This window comes from Ensifer sp. 22460, assembly GCF_052044935.1.
GTDB lineage: Bacteria > Pseudomonadota > Alphaproteobacteria > Rhizobiales > Rhizobiaceae > Ensifer.
Genome location: NZ_JBQENZ010000006.1, coordinates 96,700 through 110,740, shown reverse-complemented (window position 1 = coordinate 110,740; position 14,041 = coordinate 96,700). Strand labels below are relative to the sequence as shown.

The 14,041-nt window shown below is 63.4% G+C and carries 11 protein-coding genes; 2 read left to right on the top strand and 9 right to left on the bottom strand.

The features are described from left to right. Positions 1 to 126: 126 nt before the first annotated feature. Positions 127 to 321, bottom strand: a complete 195-nt coding sequence (locus ACTJKM_RS09385) for a hypothetical protein (RefSeq protein WP_440660228.1) — start codon at positions 319 to 321, stop codon at positions 127 to 129. Positions 322 to 510: 189 nt separating this feature from the next. Here ACTJKM_RS09385 and ACTJKM_RS09380 point away from each other — a divergent pair, with 189 nt between their 5' ends. Then, a complete protein-coding gene (locus ACTJKM_RS09380) occupies positions 511 to 621 on the top strand; it encodes a hypothetical protein (protein WP_306341294.1) in 111 nt (36 codons plus the stop codon). A 63-nt stretch (positions 622 to 684) separates the two neighbouring features. Here the strand turns inward: ACTJKM_RS09380 and ACTJKM_RS09375 are convergent, their stop codons facing one another. From ACTJKM_RS09375 to ACTJKM_RS09350, 6 genes are all read right to left on the bottom strand, one after another. After that, positions 685 to 2,058, bottom strand: coding sequence for an alpha-glucosidase/alpha-galactosidase (locus ACTJKM_RS09375; RefSeq protein WP_058329710.1), 1,374 nt, complete (start codon positions 2,056 to 2,058; stop codon positions 685 to 687). A 23-nt stretch (positions 2,059 to 2,081) separates the two neighbouring features. Beyond that, on the bottom strand, positions 2,082 to 3,755 hold the full coding sequence (locus tag ACTJKM_RS09370; RefSeq protein WP_440660227.1) for an ABC transporter ATP-binding protein: 1,674 nt from the start codon (positions 3,753 to 3,755) through the stop codon (positions 2,082 to 2,084). A gap of 12 nt (positions 3,756 to 3,767) precedes the next feature. Beyond that, positions 3,768 to 4,895, bottom strand: a complete 1,128-nt coding sequence (locus ACTJKM_RS09365) for an ABC transporter permease (RefSeq protein WP_058329708.1) — start codon at positions 4,893 to 4,895, stop codon at positions 3,768 to 3,770. Next, positions 4,892 to 5,902, bottom strand: a complete 1,011-nt coding sequence (locus ACTJKM_RS09360) for an ABC transporter permease (protein ID WP_058329707.1) — start codon at positions 5,900 to 5,902, stop codon at positions 4,892 to 4,894. The genes ACTJKM_RS09365 and ACTJKM_RS09360 overlap by 4 nt, the downstream gene beginning before the upstream one ends. Positions 5,903 to 5,971: 69 nt before the next feature. Continuing rightward, the gene (locus ACTJKM_RS09355) at positions 5,972 to 8,056 is read right to left on the bottom strand and encodes an ABC transporter substrate-binding protein (RefSeq protein WP_440660225.1); all 2,085 of its coding nucleotides are present in this window, start codon (positions 8,054 to 8,056) and stop codon (positions 5,972 to 5,974) included. 133 nt (positions 8,057 to 8,189) lie between these two features. Next, on the bottom strand, positions 8,190 to 9,656 hold the full coding sequence (locus tag ACTJKM_RS09350; RefSeq protein ID WP_440635568.1) for an alpha-glucosidase/alpha-galactosidase: 1,467 nt from the start codon (positions 9,654 to 9,656) through the stop codon (positions 8,190 to 8,192). Between the two features lie 190 nt (positions 9,657 to 9,846). Between ACTJKM_RS09350 and ACTJKM_RS09345 the strand changes: the two genes are divergently transcribed. Continuing rightward, a complete protein-coding gene (locus tag ACTJKM_RS09345) occupies positions 9,847 to 10,782 on the top strand; it encodes a helix-turn-helix domain-containing protein (RefSeq protein ID WP_440635566.1) in 936 nt (311 codons plus the stop codon). A gap of 64 nt (positions 10,783 to 10,846) precedes the next feature. On the opposite strand, the gene ACTJKM_RS09340 is transcribed toward ACTJKM_RS09345, so the two are convergent. Both ACTJKM_RS09340 and ACTJKM_RS09335 read right to left on the bottom strand, forming a co-directional pair. Beyond that, complete coding sequence (locus ACTJKM_RS09340; protein WP_440635564.1) at positions 10,847 to 13,066, bottom strand: xanthine dehydrogenase family protein molybdopterin-binding subunit; 2,220 nt, start codon at positions 13,064 to 13,066, stop codon at positions 10,847 to 10,849. Further along, positions 13,063 to 14,040 (bottom strand): FAD binding domain-containing protein, encoded by a 978-nt coding sequence (locus tag ACTJKM_RS09335; RefSeq protein ID WP_058329703.1) that lies wholly within the window; start codon positions 14,038 to 14,040, stop codon positions 13,063 to 13,065. Before ACTJKM_RS09335 ends, ACTJKM_RS09340 begins: the two co-directional genes overlap by 4 nt. Position 14,041 lies beyond the last annotated feature (1 nt).

The following is a 14,041-nucleotide window of genomic DNA, read 5'->3' as shown; positions in this document are numbered from 1 at the left end:
TCAGAGAGGTTGTATTAGTATTTACTGTTATTTGAGATTGCGTGAGCGCCAATTTGACAAGGCGCTGATACGCCCATCCGTGGTGCCACGCCTGATGCGGTCCAGGAATCGCTGGTATCCGGGATGTTAGATAAGCAGCAGCCGGCCGAGGCCCGACAGGAAATCGACATCCTTCGCATCCAATGTCAGCCTGTTGTGGAGCGTCATGATCCGCCGTGCGAACGGCGGGTCGACGATATCGGTCAAGGCCAGCCGGACGACGTCGACATCGAGATCGCCGCAGTTCCGCTTCGCCCTCCCGTTACCGCAACGCCACCTCACGAACCTATCGCGCCAGGCCGGGCTCGACGACGGCTGTTCAAGGCACAAGCGCTTCCTGGCGCAGGCCGCGCACGAACTGCGTACGGCCGGTTGCCATCCTTGGCGCCCGCATCGCCTCGCTGCCACCGGGACCGGACAAGACGCGCCTCAACGAGGAACGGCAAGGGTGCGGGCCTCGGCCTCAACCTCGTGCAGAGCATCGTCCACCTGCACGGCGGTTACGTCGACGTTGCGCGCTCGGCTTCCGGCGGCGCCTGCATGCGCATCGTGCTGCCGCTAGCCCAAACCGCCCAGGTATAGCGAAAGGACAAGCCCCGGAACCAGGGTTCCGGGGCTCGATCGCAGCTTAGCCGGGAGAAAGAGCTAAGCCGCCTGGACCTTCTTCGACACGCGCGCCCATTCCGGGATCCAGTCGCGATGGGCGACCAGTAAATCGTCGACGAGCGACCAGATCTGGTCGAGGTCGAGTTCGGCCGCCGTGTGCGGATCCATCATAGCGGCGTGGTAAAGATGCTCGCGGTTTTCGCTCATGAGTGCCTGAACCGTCAGTTCCTGGACATTGATGTTGGTGCGGATCAACGCCGTCAGCTGCGGCGGCAGATCACCGATGAAGGTCGGCTGGATGCCCGATGCGTCGACCAGGCAGGGAACTTCCGCGGCGCAGTTTGCCGGCAGCGAGGTGATGCAGCCATTGTTCCTGAGGTTGCCGTAGATCACCGAGGGTTCACCGGTCCAGACCGAGTTCATGATCGAGGAGGCGTACTCGTGGCTTTCGGCCACTTCGATCGTCTCGGCCTCCTTGAAGGCGGCAGCCTGCCCCTTCCAGCGCTCGATCTGTTCGACGCAACGCTTCGGATATTCGTCGAGTGGAATGCCGAACTTCTCGATCAGATCCGGACGGCCGTCCTTGATGAAATAGGGCGTGTATTCGGCAAAGTGCTCCGAGCTTTCGGTGACAAAGTAACCGAGCCGCGTCAGCATCTCATAGCGAACCTTGTTAGGGCAGCGCGGGTTCCAGTGGCTGGGCTTCGGAAACCGTCCCTCGCGGTAGCCACGCACCAGATCCGGGTAGAGATTGCGGAAGCTGCCGTCGGCCTGCTTGTGTTCGAACGTCAAATAGAAGGCCATGTGGTTGATGCCTGCGGCGCGGTAGCGGATCTCCGAAACCGGGATATCGAGATCGCGCGCCAGTTCGAAGGCCGTGCCCTGGACGGAGTGGCAAAGGCCAACCTGGCGGATCGTCGGATACTTCTCAGAGATCGCCCAGGTGTTGATCGCCATCGGGTTGACGTATTGCAGCAGGATCGCGTTGGGGCAGACCTCGAGCATGTCCTCGCAGATTTTCCAGAGATGCGGCACGGTGCGCAAGCCCCGCATGATGCCGCCGACACCGAGCGTGTCGGCGATCGTCTGGCGCAAGCCATATTTCTTCGGCACCTCGAAGTCGGTAACCGTGCAGGGCTCATAGCCGCCGATCTGGAAGGCAACGACAACGAAATCCGCGCCTTCGAGCGCCTTGCGCTGGTTGGAATGGGTTTCGATCTTGGCCTTGACGCCGAGCGTGCGCACCAGCTTGCCGGCGACGATCTCGCTTTCACCAAGGCGCTGCGGGTTGACGTCCATCAGCGCGATCGTTGCGGCGGACAGGGACGGCCGCTGCAGCACGTCGCCGATGATGTTCTTCATGAAGACGGTGGATCCGGCGCCGATGAAGGTGATCTTGGGTTGTCTGGTCATGGATTGCCTCTGTTTTCTCGTGGTCATGCTGCCACATCGAAGGCGGCTCTAACGAGCCTTTCGGTGTAGGCGGTCTTGGGATTGGAAAGGATTTCGCTCACCGGCCCCTCCTCGACTATTCTGCCATGCTGCATCACCACCACCCGGTGGCAGAGCGCGCGCACGACCTTGAGGTCATGGGAGATGAAGAGATAGCTCAATCCCCGCTCGTCCTGCAGCTTGCGCAGGAGCTCGATGATCTGGGCCTGGACGGAGAGATCGAGCGCCGATGTCGGCTCGTCGAGCAGGATGAATTCCGGCTCGAGCGCGATTGCCCGGGCGATCGCGATGCGCTGGCGCTGGCCGCCGGAAAACTCATGCGGGAAGCGCGACAGGATGTTGCCCGGCATGCCGGCGGCAGTGAGCGCGTCCACCACCCGGTCGAGCCGGTCCTTGCGGTTCAGACCGATGCCGTTGACGACCAGGCCCTCCTCGATGATCTGACCGATCGACATGCGCGGATTGAGCGAGGCGAAGGGATCCTGAAACACGATCTGGATGCGCGAACGCAAGGGCCGCATCGCGGTCCGGTCCTTGTCGTGGATCGGGATACCGTCAAAGAAGACCTCGCCGCCATCGGCATTAATGAGACGGATCAGCGCCTGGCCGAAGGTCGTCTTGCCCGAGCCGGATTCGCCGACGAGCCCCAGTGTCTCATGCTTGCGCAGGTTCAGGCTCAGCCTGTCGACGGCGACGAGCTCGGAAAACTGCGGGCGGAACAGGCCGCCCTTCTTCAGCGTGAAAGAGACCTTCACGTCCCGCCCGTCAAGAATGATCGGCGCGTTGTCCGGCAGCGGCTTGGCAGCACCCGAAGGTTCCGAAGAGAGCAGCCGCTTCGTGTAACGATGGGATGGGTTGGCAAAGAGCGCCGCCGTGGTGTTGTGCTCCTTCACCTCGCCATACTGCATGACATAGACGTAGTCGGAGAACTGCCGCACGACCGTCAGGTCGTGGGTGATCAGGATCACCGCCATGCCGAGTTCGCGCTGCAGGTCACGGATCAGGTTGAGGATCTGCGCCTGCACGGTGACGTCGAGCGCCGTCGTCGGCTCGTCGGCGATCAGCACATCAGGATCGTTGGCAAGCGCCATCGCGATCATCACCCGCTGGCGCTGGCCGCCAGAAAGCTGGTGCGGATACTGATTGAGCCGCAGTTCCGGGTCCGGGATCCGCACGTGGCGCAACAGTTCGAGCGCCCGCTCCGTCGCGGCGCGGCGGCTGATCCTACGGTGCGCCCGGATCGCCTCGATGATCTGCGTGCCGACCGTATAGACAGGGTTCAGCGAGCTCATCGGCTCCTGGAAGATCATCGCCAGCCGGTTGCCGCGCAAGCCGCGTCGTTCGCGCGGCGAGAATTTCAGCACGTCCTTGCCGTCATAGTCGATGCGCGACTGCGGAGCGATGGTGGCGCGCTTGGAGAGAAGCCCCATGACGCTGCGCGCCGTCACCGATTTGCCAGAGCCGGATTCGCCGACGATGGCGATGGTTTCGCCGCGGTAGAGCTGGAAGGACACGTCCTTCACCGCCTCCACCATGCCGTGTTCGACCTTGAAACGAACAGCGACATTGCGGGCGTCGATGATCGGCCGGCCGTTTCGTTCGGCAAGGTCCTTGCGCTCAGGCGGAGCAGCTGAGAGGGCGTCGATTGTCTCTGACATGTTGCGTCCTCCTCAATAGGGATCGATGGCATCGCGCAGGCCATCGCCAAGAGCATTAAAGGCGAAGACTGTGACAAGCACGAAGGCGACGGGCGACAGTATCCAGGGATAGGACCCGATGACGGAATAGGTGGAGGTATCCTGCAGCATCAGCCCCCAGGAAATGAGCGGCGGCTTGACCGCAAACCCAAGGAACCCGAGGAAGGATTCGAGCAGCACCACCTGCGGGATCGACAGCGTGACGGCGACGATCACATGGCTCATCACGTTCGGCAGGATATGCTGGAAGATGATACGCCGGTCGCTGGCGCCGACGGCGATGGCCGCCCGCACATAGTCGATGCGGGCAAGCGCCAGCGTCTTGCCGCGCACCTCGCGTGACATCTGCGCCCAGCCGAGCGCCGACATGACGATGATGACGAAGGCGAGGAAGACATTGGTGGGTGCCGTCACCGGGATCAGCGAGGTCAGCGCCAGATAGAGCGGCAATTGCGGGAAGGCGAGCACCAGTTCGACGAAGCGCTGCGTCCAGACATCGAAGCGGCCGCCGAAGTAGCCCGACGCCATGCCGACGGTCGTGCCGACGATGGTGACGATCGAGACGACGATGAGGGCGATCATCAACGAGATGCGCGAGCCGACGAGAATGCGCGACAGCACGTCGCGGCCGAACTTGTCGGTTCCGAGCAGATGCACCGGCGAGCCATCGACCGCGCCAAAGAGATGACGCTCGGCCGGGATCAGGCCGAAGAGCCGGTAGGGCGCGCCCTTGACGAAGAAGCCGAGGATCTGCGGATTGTCGTAATCGGGGCCGATGATCGGCTGAAAGGTGATCGGGTCAAGCTCCGTGCCCTCGCTCAGCGGGTAGCTGCGCGGCGGGAAGACGAAGTTGCCGTCCTTGTCGGCAAAGCTGATCGCCTGCGGCGGCGCGAAGGCGACACCCGTTGCCTTCGGATCAACCGGCGACAGGAAGTCGGCAAAGAGCGCCATGAAGATCAGCAGGCCGACGAGGACCAGCCCGAGCATGCCCGTCCAGGAGCGTTTCAGCCGCCGCCAGACGAGCGCCTGGTAGCTTTCATTGTGCTGCTCGTGCTTGGGTTCGACAACGAGCGGAAGGGTCGTCTCAATCTCGGCGGTCATGCCGGGGCTCCTCCGAGACGCACGCGCGGATCAAGTGCTGCGAGCAGCATGTCGGCGATGATGTTGCCGAGGATGAGCGTTGCCGACAGCACCAGCATGAAGGTGGCGGTGACATAGACGTCGCCCACCCACATGGAGCCGACGATGGCGGGACCGACGGTCGGCAGCGCAAAGATGATCGCGGTCTCGATCTCGCCCGTCAGCATGTAGGGCAGCACCACGCCCTGATACATGATCAGCGGATGCAGTGCGTTCGGAACCGCGTGGCGCATGACCACGGCCCCTTCACTGAGGCCCTTCGCCCGGGCGGTTTCGACATATTGCGCGTTCAGCGTGTCGAGCAGATTGCCGCGCATCACCCGCATATTGTAGGCGAGGCCGCCGAAGGTGGCGATCGCCACGACCGGCCAGACATGTTTGACGAGGTCGACGAATTTATCCCAGGACCACGGCGCCCCGCCGTAGCGGGCCGAGTGGAAGCTGTTGATTTCGCTGACATTGAAGTGGAAGACGAGGATATAGACGATGATCAGCGCCATCAGGAAGCGCGGCACCGTCATGCCGAGGAAGGCGACCGTCGAAAGCAGGCTGTCGATCCAGGAATATTGCCGGGTCGCCGCGATGATGCCGAAGGAAATGCCGATCACCGACGCCAAGATGTGGCAGACGAGCGCCAGCGCCAGCGTGCGCGGCAGGCGCTCGCCGACGACGTCGGCAACCGGCTTGTTGTAATAGAGGCTGTGGCCGAAATCGCCACGCGTCAGGATGCCGGTCATCCAGTTGACGTATTGCACCGCCATCGGCTGATCGAGCCCATGCTCCTTGCGATAGGCCTGGGCCTGGGCTTCCGCTTCCTCGTAGGACGCGCCGCCCTGGTTGATCAGCTGCGAGCGGATGTAATCGCTATAGTCTCCGGGCGGGGCCTGGATGATAGCGAAGGTCGCAACGCTCAGCACCAAAAGCACCGGGATGGCAGAGGCAATGCGGACAAGCAGAAACCTGAACATGCCGTTTCCTTCTGTCGGTTGGGGTGATGGAGCGCTCCTCCGGCCTGCGACCGGAGGAGCAGCGTGGCATCAGTTGCTGAGGCCTTTCTCGCCGGGCTTGCCCGGAAGCTGTTCAGCAAAGAGCTCGAAGTCACCCTGCTTGTCCGCAGGCACGAAGAGGCGTTCGCGCATGATCGTGTCCTCCGCCCAGTTGAACATGAAGATCGGTGCGCCGGTCGGTACGTTGGCGAAGCGCTTGTTGATGATCAGCGCCCCCGGGTATTCGGTAAGCCCGATCGTATCGAGGTTCGTCGTCGCGATCTTCTGATATTGCTTCATCAGTGCGACACGCTCTGCATTGTCGTTGCTGGCGATGAACTTGTTGATGGTATCGACAAGCTCCTGCTCGAACGGCATCAGATCGACCTGTCCACCCTCCGGCGCGCGGTGGTGCCAGCTGGTGCGCGGACCCGTTGCGCCAAGCTGCGGCGTGTTCTGCACAACCGATGCGTATTCCGGCCCGTTTCGGTGAACCATCCAGTCGAAACGGCCGGCATAGTTCGTCGCATCGCGCTGTTTGCCGTCGAGCGAGTTCAGCACGACCCGAAGGCCGAGCTTTTCCATCTGCCCGATGATGCCTTCGGCCAGGTTGCGGTCGGTCGCGTAGCTGTTGTCGATCAGAAGCACGATCTCGACGTCTTGCCCACCGGCCTTGCCGGCCGGGAAGTTGACGAAGCCGTTGCCGTCGGTGTCCTTCAGCCCCGCCTTTTCGAGCAGCGCCCTGGCGCTATCGAGGTCAAAGGGATAATAGACGGTCGACTCCCGGTCATAGAAGCTGGTGCCGGAGGAAAGTCCCCCCGGATAGATCGCCGTGAACGGACCCTTGACCAGGGCTTCGCCCAGTTTCTTGCGATCGACCGCCATGGTCACGGCCTTGCGGAAATCCTCGTTGCGGTTGAGTTCGCGCACGGCCTGAGCCCGCTCGTCCGGCTCGCCCCAGCCATTGGCCGAGAAGTTCATGTGCAGATTGTAGCCGATGAGGCGCGGGCCGAAGGCAAGGCGCGCGGGTGCCGTATCCTGGGCGGCGCGCTTCAGCGACTCGACGAAGTTTTCCGGCTGCTCGAGGTTGGAGAGGTCGGCGGAACCGGCAATCGCCTGCACGTCGCGGTCGGCCCAGGTCGAGAGCTTGTAGTGCAGCTCGTTGATGTAAGGGAGCTGGTTGCCGGCTTCGTCTACCTTCCAGTAGTACGGGTTGCGGCGCAGCACGATGATATCGTCAGCACGGTAGGCGACCGGCACCCAGGCGCCCATGACGGGGATGTTCATGTATTCCGGCGGGAAGGCGTTCTTGTACTGGTCGTAGGTCGTGCCGGCATACTTCGGATGCTTGGCTTTGAGGATATGCGACGGGCCCGGGCAGAAGGTACCATAGGCCATGGCATAGAGGTGCTGGCGCGGGAAGGCCTCCTTGAAGGTCCATTCGACCGTGTACTGGTCGATCTTTTTCAGCGTCGTTCCGGCGCCGAAGGTCTCAGGCGTTGCGCCGTTCAGCGGAGATACATTCGGGTCGAGGACATTGTCGTCCCAGTAGAACATGACGTCGTCGGCGTCGAAGGGGTCGCCGTCCGACCATTTCGCACCCTCGACGAGATGCATTGTCAGCTTGTGGCCGTCGGCAGACCAGTCCCAGCTCCTGGCAAGGTTCGGCAGCGGCTCGACGTCGTTCGCTTCCACCTGGAAGAGCGGTGCGGTGCGGGTCAGGCATTCCGACATGCCGATGTCGATGCCACCCCAGCCCTGGCTCTGGCCGGCCGAGTAGTTCCAGCCTTCCGGCCGGCCGCCGATCACGTGACGCAGCGTGTCGCCATAGACGCCGACGCCATCGGGCATGTTGCCGGTCTTGAAGACCATCGGCTCCTTCGGCAGGCGCTCGGCAACCGGCGGCAGCTTGCCGGCCTTGACGTATTTTTCGGTGACCCAGGCCGGCTCTTTGTATTCCGGCAGTGCCTTGAATTCGGCGATCGAGTCGCGTGGCACATAGGTGATCTTGCCCTGGGCCGGGAATGGCGGCTGCTCGGGCACGACTGATGGATCGGAGGCCGCCGCCTGAAGGGCGAAGGTCGAGATGCCGACGAGCAGCAGGCTCGCCATTTTCGTCAGTCTGTGGCTGGTCATTGGCTCAGATTCTCCCTCATCTGTTCGCCGCCCGCAGGCGACCTCCTCCTCGAAAAGTCCAGGAATGTCCCGCAAGTGCGGGCAGTTGGCGGTAGCAGGCCACGTCTCCTCACGTGGCCGGCTCCGCAATCGGTCAGCCGGCGGCGCGGGCCGCCTGCCGCTCGGCACGCAGTTCGTCGAGCGAGCGCACCTGGCGTCGGGCGGCGCCGTTCCACTCGCGCGTTTTGACGGTGGCGCGGCTCAGGCGCTCCTTCGCGCCGTCGATGGCGTGGGCGTATTGCGGCAGCCACTGACCTTGAGCGACCACCATCTCGTCGACCATCTGCCAGACCTCCTCCGGCGTGCAGATCGCGCCGACGAGCGGATCGTGCAGCATTGCGAGCTTCAGAAGGTCTAGATCGCCGGTCACGGCCGCATGCACCGACATGCGCTGGACGTTGATCGATGCGAGGCAGGTGGCGGCGCAGGCTTCGGGAAGCGTGATGCCCGAGACCATGTTGATGCCGAAGCGATCCACAAAGCCGGGGGATTCGATGATCGCATCAGCCGGCAGGTTGGTAATGACGCCTGAATTCTTGACGTTGAAGTGGCCGCGATAGACACGCCCCGTCTCAAGCGCCTCCAGAATGTGGCTCGCATGCTCGTTCGAGCGTTTGCTGGGATCGAGCGGCTTTCCGGCAGCTTCCAGGAACTGCGGAAACTCGGTCTCGAACCAGTTGCGGGTTTCCGTCGAATATCTGAGGTAGCCGCCGGTTTCGCCGTGGATCCAGTCCGACATGTCGATCCATCGGCTGATCTCTTCCGGGCGCTTGCGGTACCAGGGCAGGTATTCGGAGAGATGGCCGTTGCTCTCGGTCGAATAGACGCCGAAGCGCTTCAAGACGTCGATGCGGAGCTTCTCCTGCTGCGAAAACACCGGATGTGCCTCGAAGGCGGCGATGAGCTCGTCCTTGCCTATTCTGCGGCCCTTGAGCCTGACATCGACGAACCAGGTCTGATGGTTGATGCCGGAGCAGATGTAGTCGAGTTCACCCTCGCCGGCGCCGAGGATCTCGGCAATCTGCTCGCCGCCGTGCTGGACGCCATGGCAGAGGCCGACCGTGTCGACCTTGCCGTATTCGATCGCCGCCCAGGTGTTCATCGCCATCGGGTTAGCATAGTTCAGGAACCTGGCACCCGGTTCTGCGACCGCGCGGATGTCCTTGCAGAAATCGAGAATGACGGGGATGTTGCGCTGGCCGTAGAGGATGCCGCCGGCGCAGATCGTATCGCCGACGCATTGATCGACGCCGTATTTCAGCGGAATGCGGATGTCGTCGGCATAGGCTTCCAGACCGCCGACGCGAACGCAGCTGATGATGTAGCGGGCGCCTTCCAGCGCCTTCAGCCGATCGGTCGTCGCCGTCACCTTCGTCGGCAGGCGGTTGACCTCGACGATCCGGTCAAGGATCGCCTTGATCATCTCCAGATTGCGGGCGCTGAGATCCGTCAGCGCCACCTCGATATCGCGCAGTTCCGGTACGGCGAGAATGTCGGTGAACAGTTTCTTGGTGAAGCCGATGCTGCCGGCGCCGATGATGGCGATCTTGAAACTTGCCATGCCCTTTTCACTCCTCCTGGACTGCGCGCTCTCAAGCGAAGGGTAAAATTAATTCAAAAATCCTGACCCGCCGCCTGTGCAACCTGACCGCGGATCCGTCTTTCCATTCGATTACAAGAGCCGACTGTTGCGCGATTGGCCGTCATTATGTGTATAATCGCCGACCCCGCCAGAGCGGTATTGTGCTTTCATGGGTAATTTTATGCTGCAAGATTTGATCAATAATGGCCCGATCATGCGAACGGTTTCGCTGCCGCGGGGGCGCCAGAGCCTGCACACGATGCCTACCAGCACCGGCTATGAAGTCCGCACCAATGCCACCTATGACTGGGACGGGCGGAAGCGCGGCAATACGCCGTTCACGGTGCTGCAGCACACGATCGCGGGTGCTGGAAACCTGCGCTACGAGAACCGGACCTATCGGGTGCGCGAGCGCGAGACGCTGCTTTTGCTCGTGCCGCACAATCATCGCTACTGGCTGGAAGACGGCGGGCGCTGGGAGTTCTTCTGGATCTCGATGAACGGCGACGAAGCCTTGCGCGTCCATCGCGCGATCCTCGCCGTCACCGGCCCGGTTTTGAAGCTGCAGCCGGAAACGATCGAGCATCTTGCCGATTGCAGCCTGCGGCTGATCCGCGGCGGCGAGACGCCCGGACGCGCTTCGGCGATCGCCTATGAGGCGGCGATGGCGCTTTATGACGACGTCTTCGGCTCGCACCCGGTGTTCAGCCACGAGCACCGAACGATGCACCGCGTCGTCGACTACATCATGAACAACCTGCAGAGCCCGCTCCCGGTGGAGGAACTGGCGCGCGTCTCGGGCTTGAGCCGCGCGCATTTCTCCCGCGTCTTTGCCGCCAGCGAAGGCATGGCGCCGGCCGAATACGTTTTGCAGAAGCGATTGCAGCGCGCCGTGAAGCTCTTGACAAAGACGGCGAGCCTGCCGGTCAAGGAGGTGGCGATCCTCTCAGGCTTCGAAGACCCCAACTACTTCGCCAAGGTCTTCCGCCGGTCCTTCGGCCTGAGCCCGACCGAGTTCCGCACGACGGGCATGTATGCCAGCGTCGCCGCCGGCTCCGTCGAAGAGCCATCCGAGAGCATTTACGATCGGGCGCCATCGAACTGACACCTCCTTGCATACGCGGCGGCACCGGGTTTCAGTGCCGGTACCGCCGCACAGAGAAGCAATCTTACGCCGTCAACACGTCCTCGATGTGGATCGGCAGCGAACGTACGCGCGTCCCCGTCGCATGGAACACCGCATTGGCGATGGCTGGCGCCGTTCCGACCAGGGCGATCTCGCCGAGGCCTTTCACGCCGAGGGCGTTGACGTGCGGGTCGACCTCGTCGACGAAATGCGCCTCGAGCTCGGGGATGTCGAGGTTCACCGGCATGAGGTAGTCGGCCATATGGGCATTGACCGGCCGGCCATCACGGCTATCCAGAACCGTGCGTTCCATCAGGGCCATGCCCATGCCGCCGATCATGCCGCCGGTGCACTGGCTACGGGCGAGCAACGGATTGACGACCCGACCGATGCCATAGGCGCCGACGATGCGGCGCACCCGGATGGTGCCGACATCCGGATCGACAGCGACCTCGGCAAAGACGGCACCGAAGGAATGCATCGAATAGCGTTCGGCAACCTCGGGATTGCGTTGGGCAAAGCCATCCACCTCGATCGGCGCGCCGGCTTTGGCGACGATCTCGCGATAGCTGATGCTCGTCGTTTCGCCGCGGCGCCGCAGCCGCCCTTCGCTCCACTCGAGCTCCCCGGCCACGACATTGTAGAGCGGCGACGCGGCATCGGCCGCCGCGAGACGCGCGACCTGCGCCTGCGCCTCGATGCAAGCCGCCTGAATGGCCGATCCGACCGAAGCCATGGTCCAGGAACCGCCATGCGATGGGGTCGGGGGGTAGCTTGACCGGCCGAGCCGGAAGCGGATGCGTTCCGGTGGCAGCCCAAGCGTCTCGGCGGCAACCTGGGTCATGGACGTATAGGTCCCCGGCCCCATGTCGCTGGCCGCCGCCTCGACCTCGACCGTGCCGTCGGCAAGCAGCCGCACCCGGGCGTTCGCCGCCGCGTGGAACGCCGGGTAGGTGGCGGTGGCCGCGCCCATGCCGATCAGCAGCCGCCCGTCACGCATCGAGCGCGGTTCGGGCGTGCGCCGGGCCCAGCCGAAACGCTCGGCACCGAGCGCGTAACATTGCATCAGCGAGCGGCTCGAGAACGGTTTGTTTTCCGCTTCGTCCTTCTCGGGCTCGTTGCGGCGCCGAAGCTCGATCGGGTCGATGCCGAGCTTGTAGGACAGCTCGTCCATCGCGCTTTCGAGCGCGAAGATGCCGCTCGCCTCTCCCGGCCCGCGCATGTGATTGGGTGTGCCGGTGTCGAGTTCGGTCAACCGGTACTGGGTGCGCACGTTCGGGCAGGAATAGAGGTAATCCGTGACCGCCGTCAGCGCTTCCATGAACTGTTCATAACGGCTCGTTTCCCCCGTGCCTTCGTGAACGACGCCGGTGAGCTTGCCGTCGTTGGTGGCGCCGAGCGCCACGCGCTGAAGCGTGCGCGGCCGGTGGCCGGTGGTGAAGAACATCTGCTTGCGGGTGAGCACCAGCTTCACCGGCCTGCCGACATGGCGCGCGGCCAGCGCCGCCAGCGTCACATGCGGCCATGTCCTGAGGCTCGTTCCAAAGGCACCGCCGATAAAGGGACAGATCACCTCGATGTTTTCGACCGGCATGCCGAAGACTGCGGCGATCTCCGCCTGCTCGTTGACGAGATATTGGCTCTTGCTCCACAGCGTCAGCCGATCGCCGCTCCAGGCGGCGATGGTTGCGTGCGGCTCCATCGGATTGTGGTTTTCCCGCGCCATTTCATAGGTGGCGTCGAGCGTGACAGGGGCTCCTGCCACCGCTTTGTCGGCGTCGCCGCGCGCCCGGTCGGGAGACACGCGCCCGCGTGTATCGGGGACAATGCTCTCCGCCTTCGGATCCGTCGGATCGACGAGCGGCGACCGCGCCTCATAGGTCACGCGGAGTGCTGCGGCGGCGCGCTCGGCGTGATCGAGCGTGTCGGCAACGGCGAGCGCAACCGGCTGGCCATAAAAGCGCACGGTATCGTCCTGCAACACGTGCAGCCGCTCGCCGGTGGCGGGGTCGATGCCGGCCTTGTGCGGGAGATAGGGCAGCTTCTCGGCGTTGCGGTGCGTGATGACGGCGACGACGCCGGGCATGCGCTCGACCTCGGCAGTCTGAAATCCCGTGACGCGGCCAAGGCCGATAGTTGAACTGACGATCACCGCGTAGAGTTGACCCGGCTGGTTGAAATCGGCGGCATAGCGCGCCCGACCCGTAACCTTGGCCCGGCCGTCGACACGGGTCATTGGTTTTCCGATGGTGTTGACGCTCATGCGACTTCTCCTGCCATTTCGAGTGCCCGGACGATCGTCCGCGGCAAGAGTTCGACCTTGAAGTGATTGTGCTGCAACGGCCGCGCGCCCTGTGTTGCCAGCTGTGCCGCCGCCTCGAATGCCTGCCGTTCCGGCCGCTTGCCGATCAATGCGGCCTCGCAATCGCGCAGGCGCCAGGGTCTCGTCCCGACGCCGCCGACGGCAAGGCGAGCCTCGCGGATCACCCCGTCTTCGACCGAAAGTGCAGCGGCAGCCGAAACGAGGGCAAATTCATAGGAGGCGCGGTCACGAACCTTGAGATAGCGCGCACGGCGACTGTACGGCCCTCCGGGCACACGCAGTTCGACGATCAACTCACCGGGCAGCAGCGTGTGCTCGAGATGCGGCGTATCTCCGGGTAGCCGGAAGAGTTCTTCGATCGGAAAGTTGCGTTCGCCCTCAGGTCCTCGCACTCGCATCGTCGCATCGAGCGCCACCAGAGCAACGGCGACGTCAGAGGGATGCGTCGCAACGCAGTGCTCGCTGGTGCCGAGGATCGCGTGACCGGCGTTCAATCCGTCGATGGCGGCGCAGCCGGAGCCGGGCGTGCGCTTGTTGCAGCCGGCGTCCAGCATGCGGAAATAGGGACAGCGCACCCGTTGCAGCATGTTGCCGCCCATCGACGCCATGTTGCGCAGTTGCGGCGAGGCGCCCTCAATCAAGCTTTCGGCGATCAATGGCTGCAGCCGTTGGACGTTGCGATCGGCCGCGACTTCGGACATGCGAGCCAGCGCGCCGATGACGAGGTCGTCGCCTTCGACGCGGATACCGCCAAGCGGTAGCGCGTTGATGTCGACGAGCCATTCCGGGCGCTCGACCTCTTCGCGCATCAGGTCGATGAGCGTGGTGCCGCCGGCAATATAGCGCGCGCCGCCGGCGGCCGCCGCAATCGCCGCTTCGGCACTCTCAGGTTTTTCCATCGTGAAAGGAAGCATG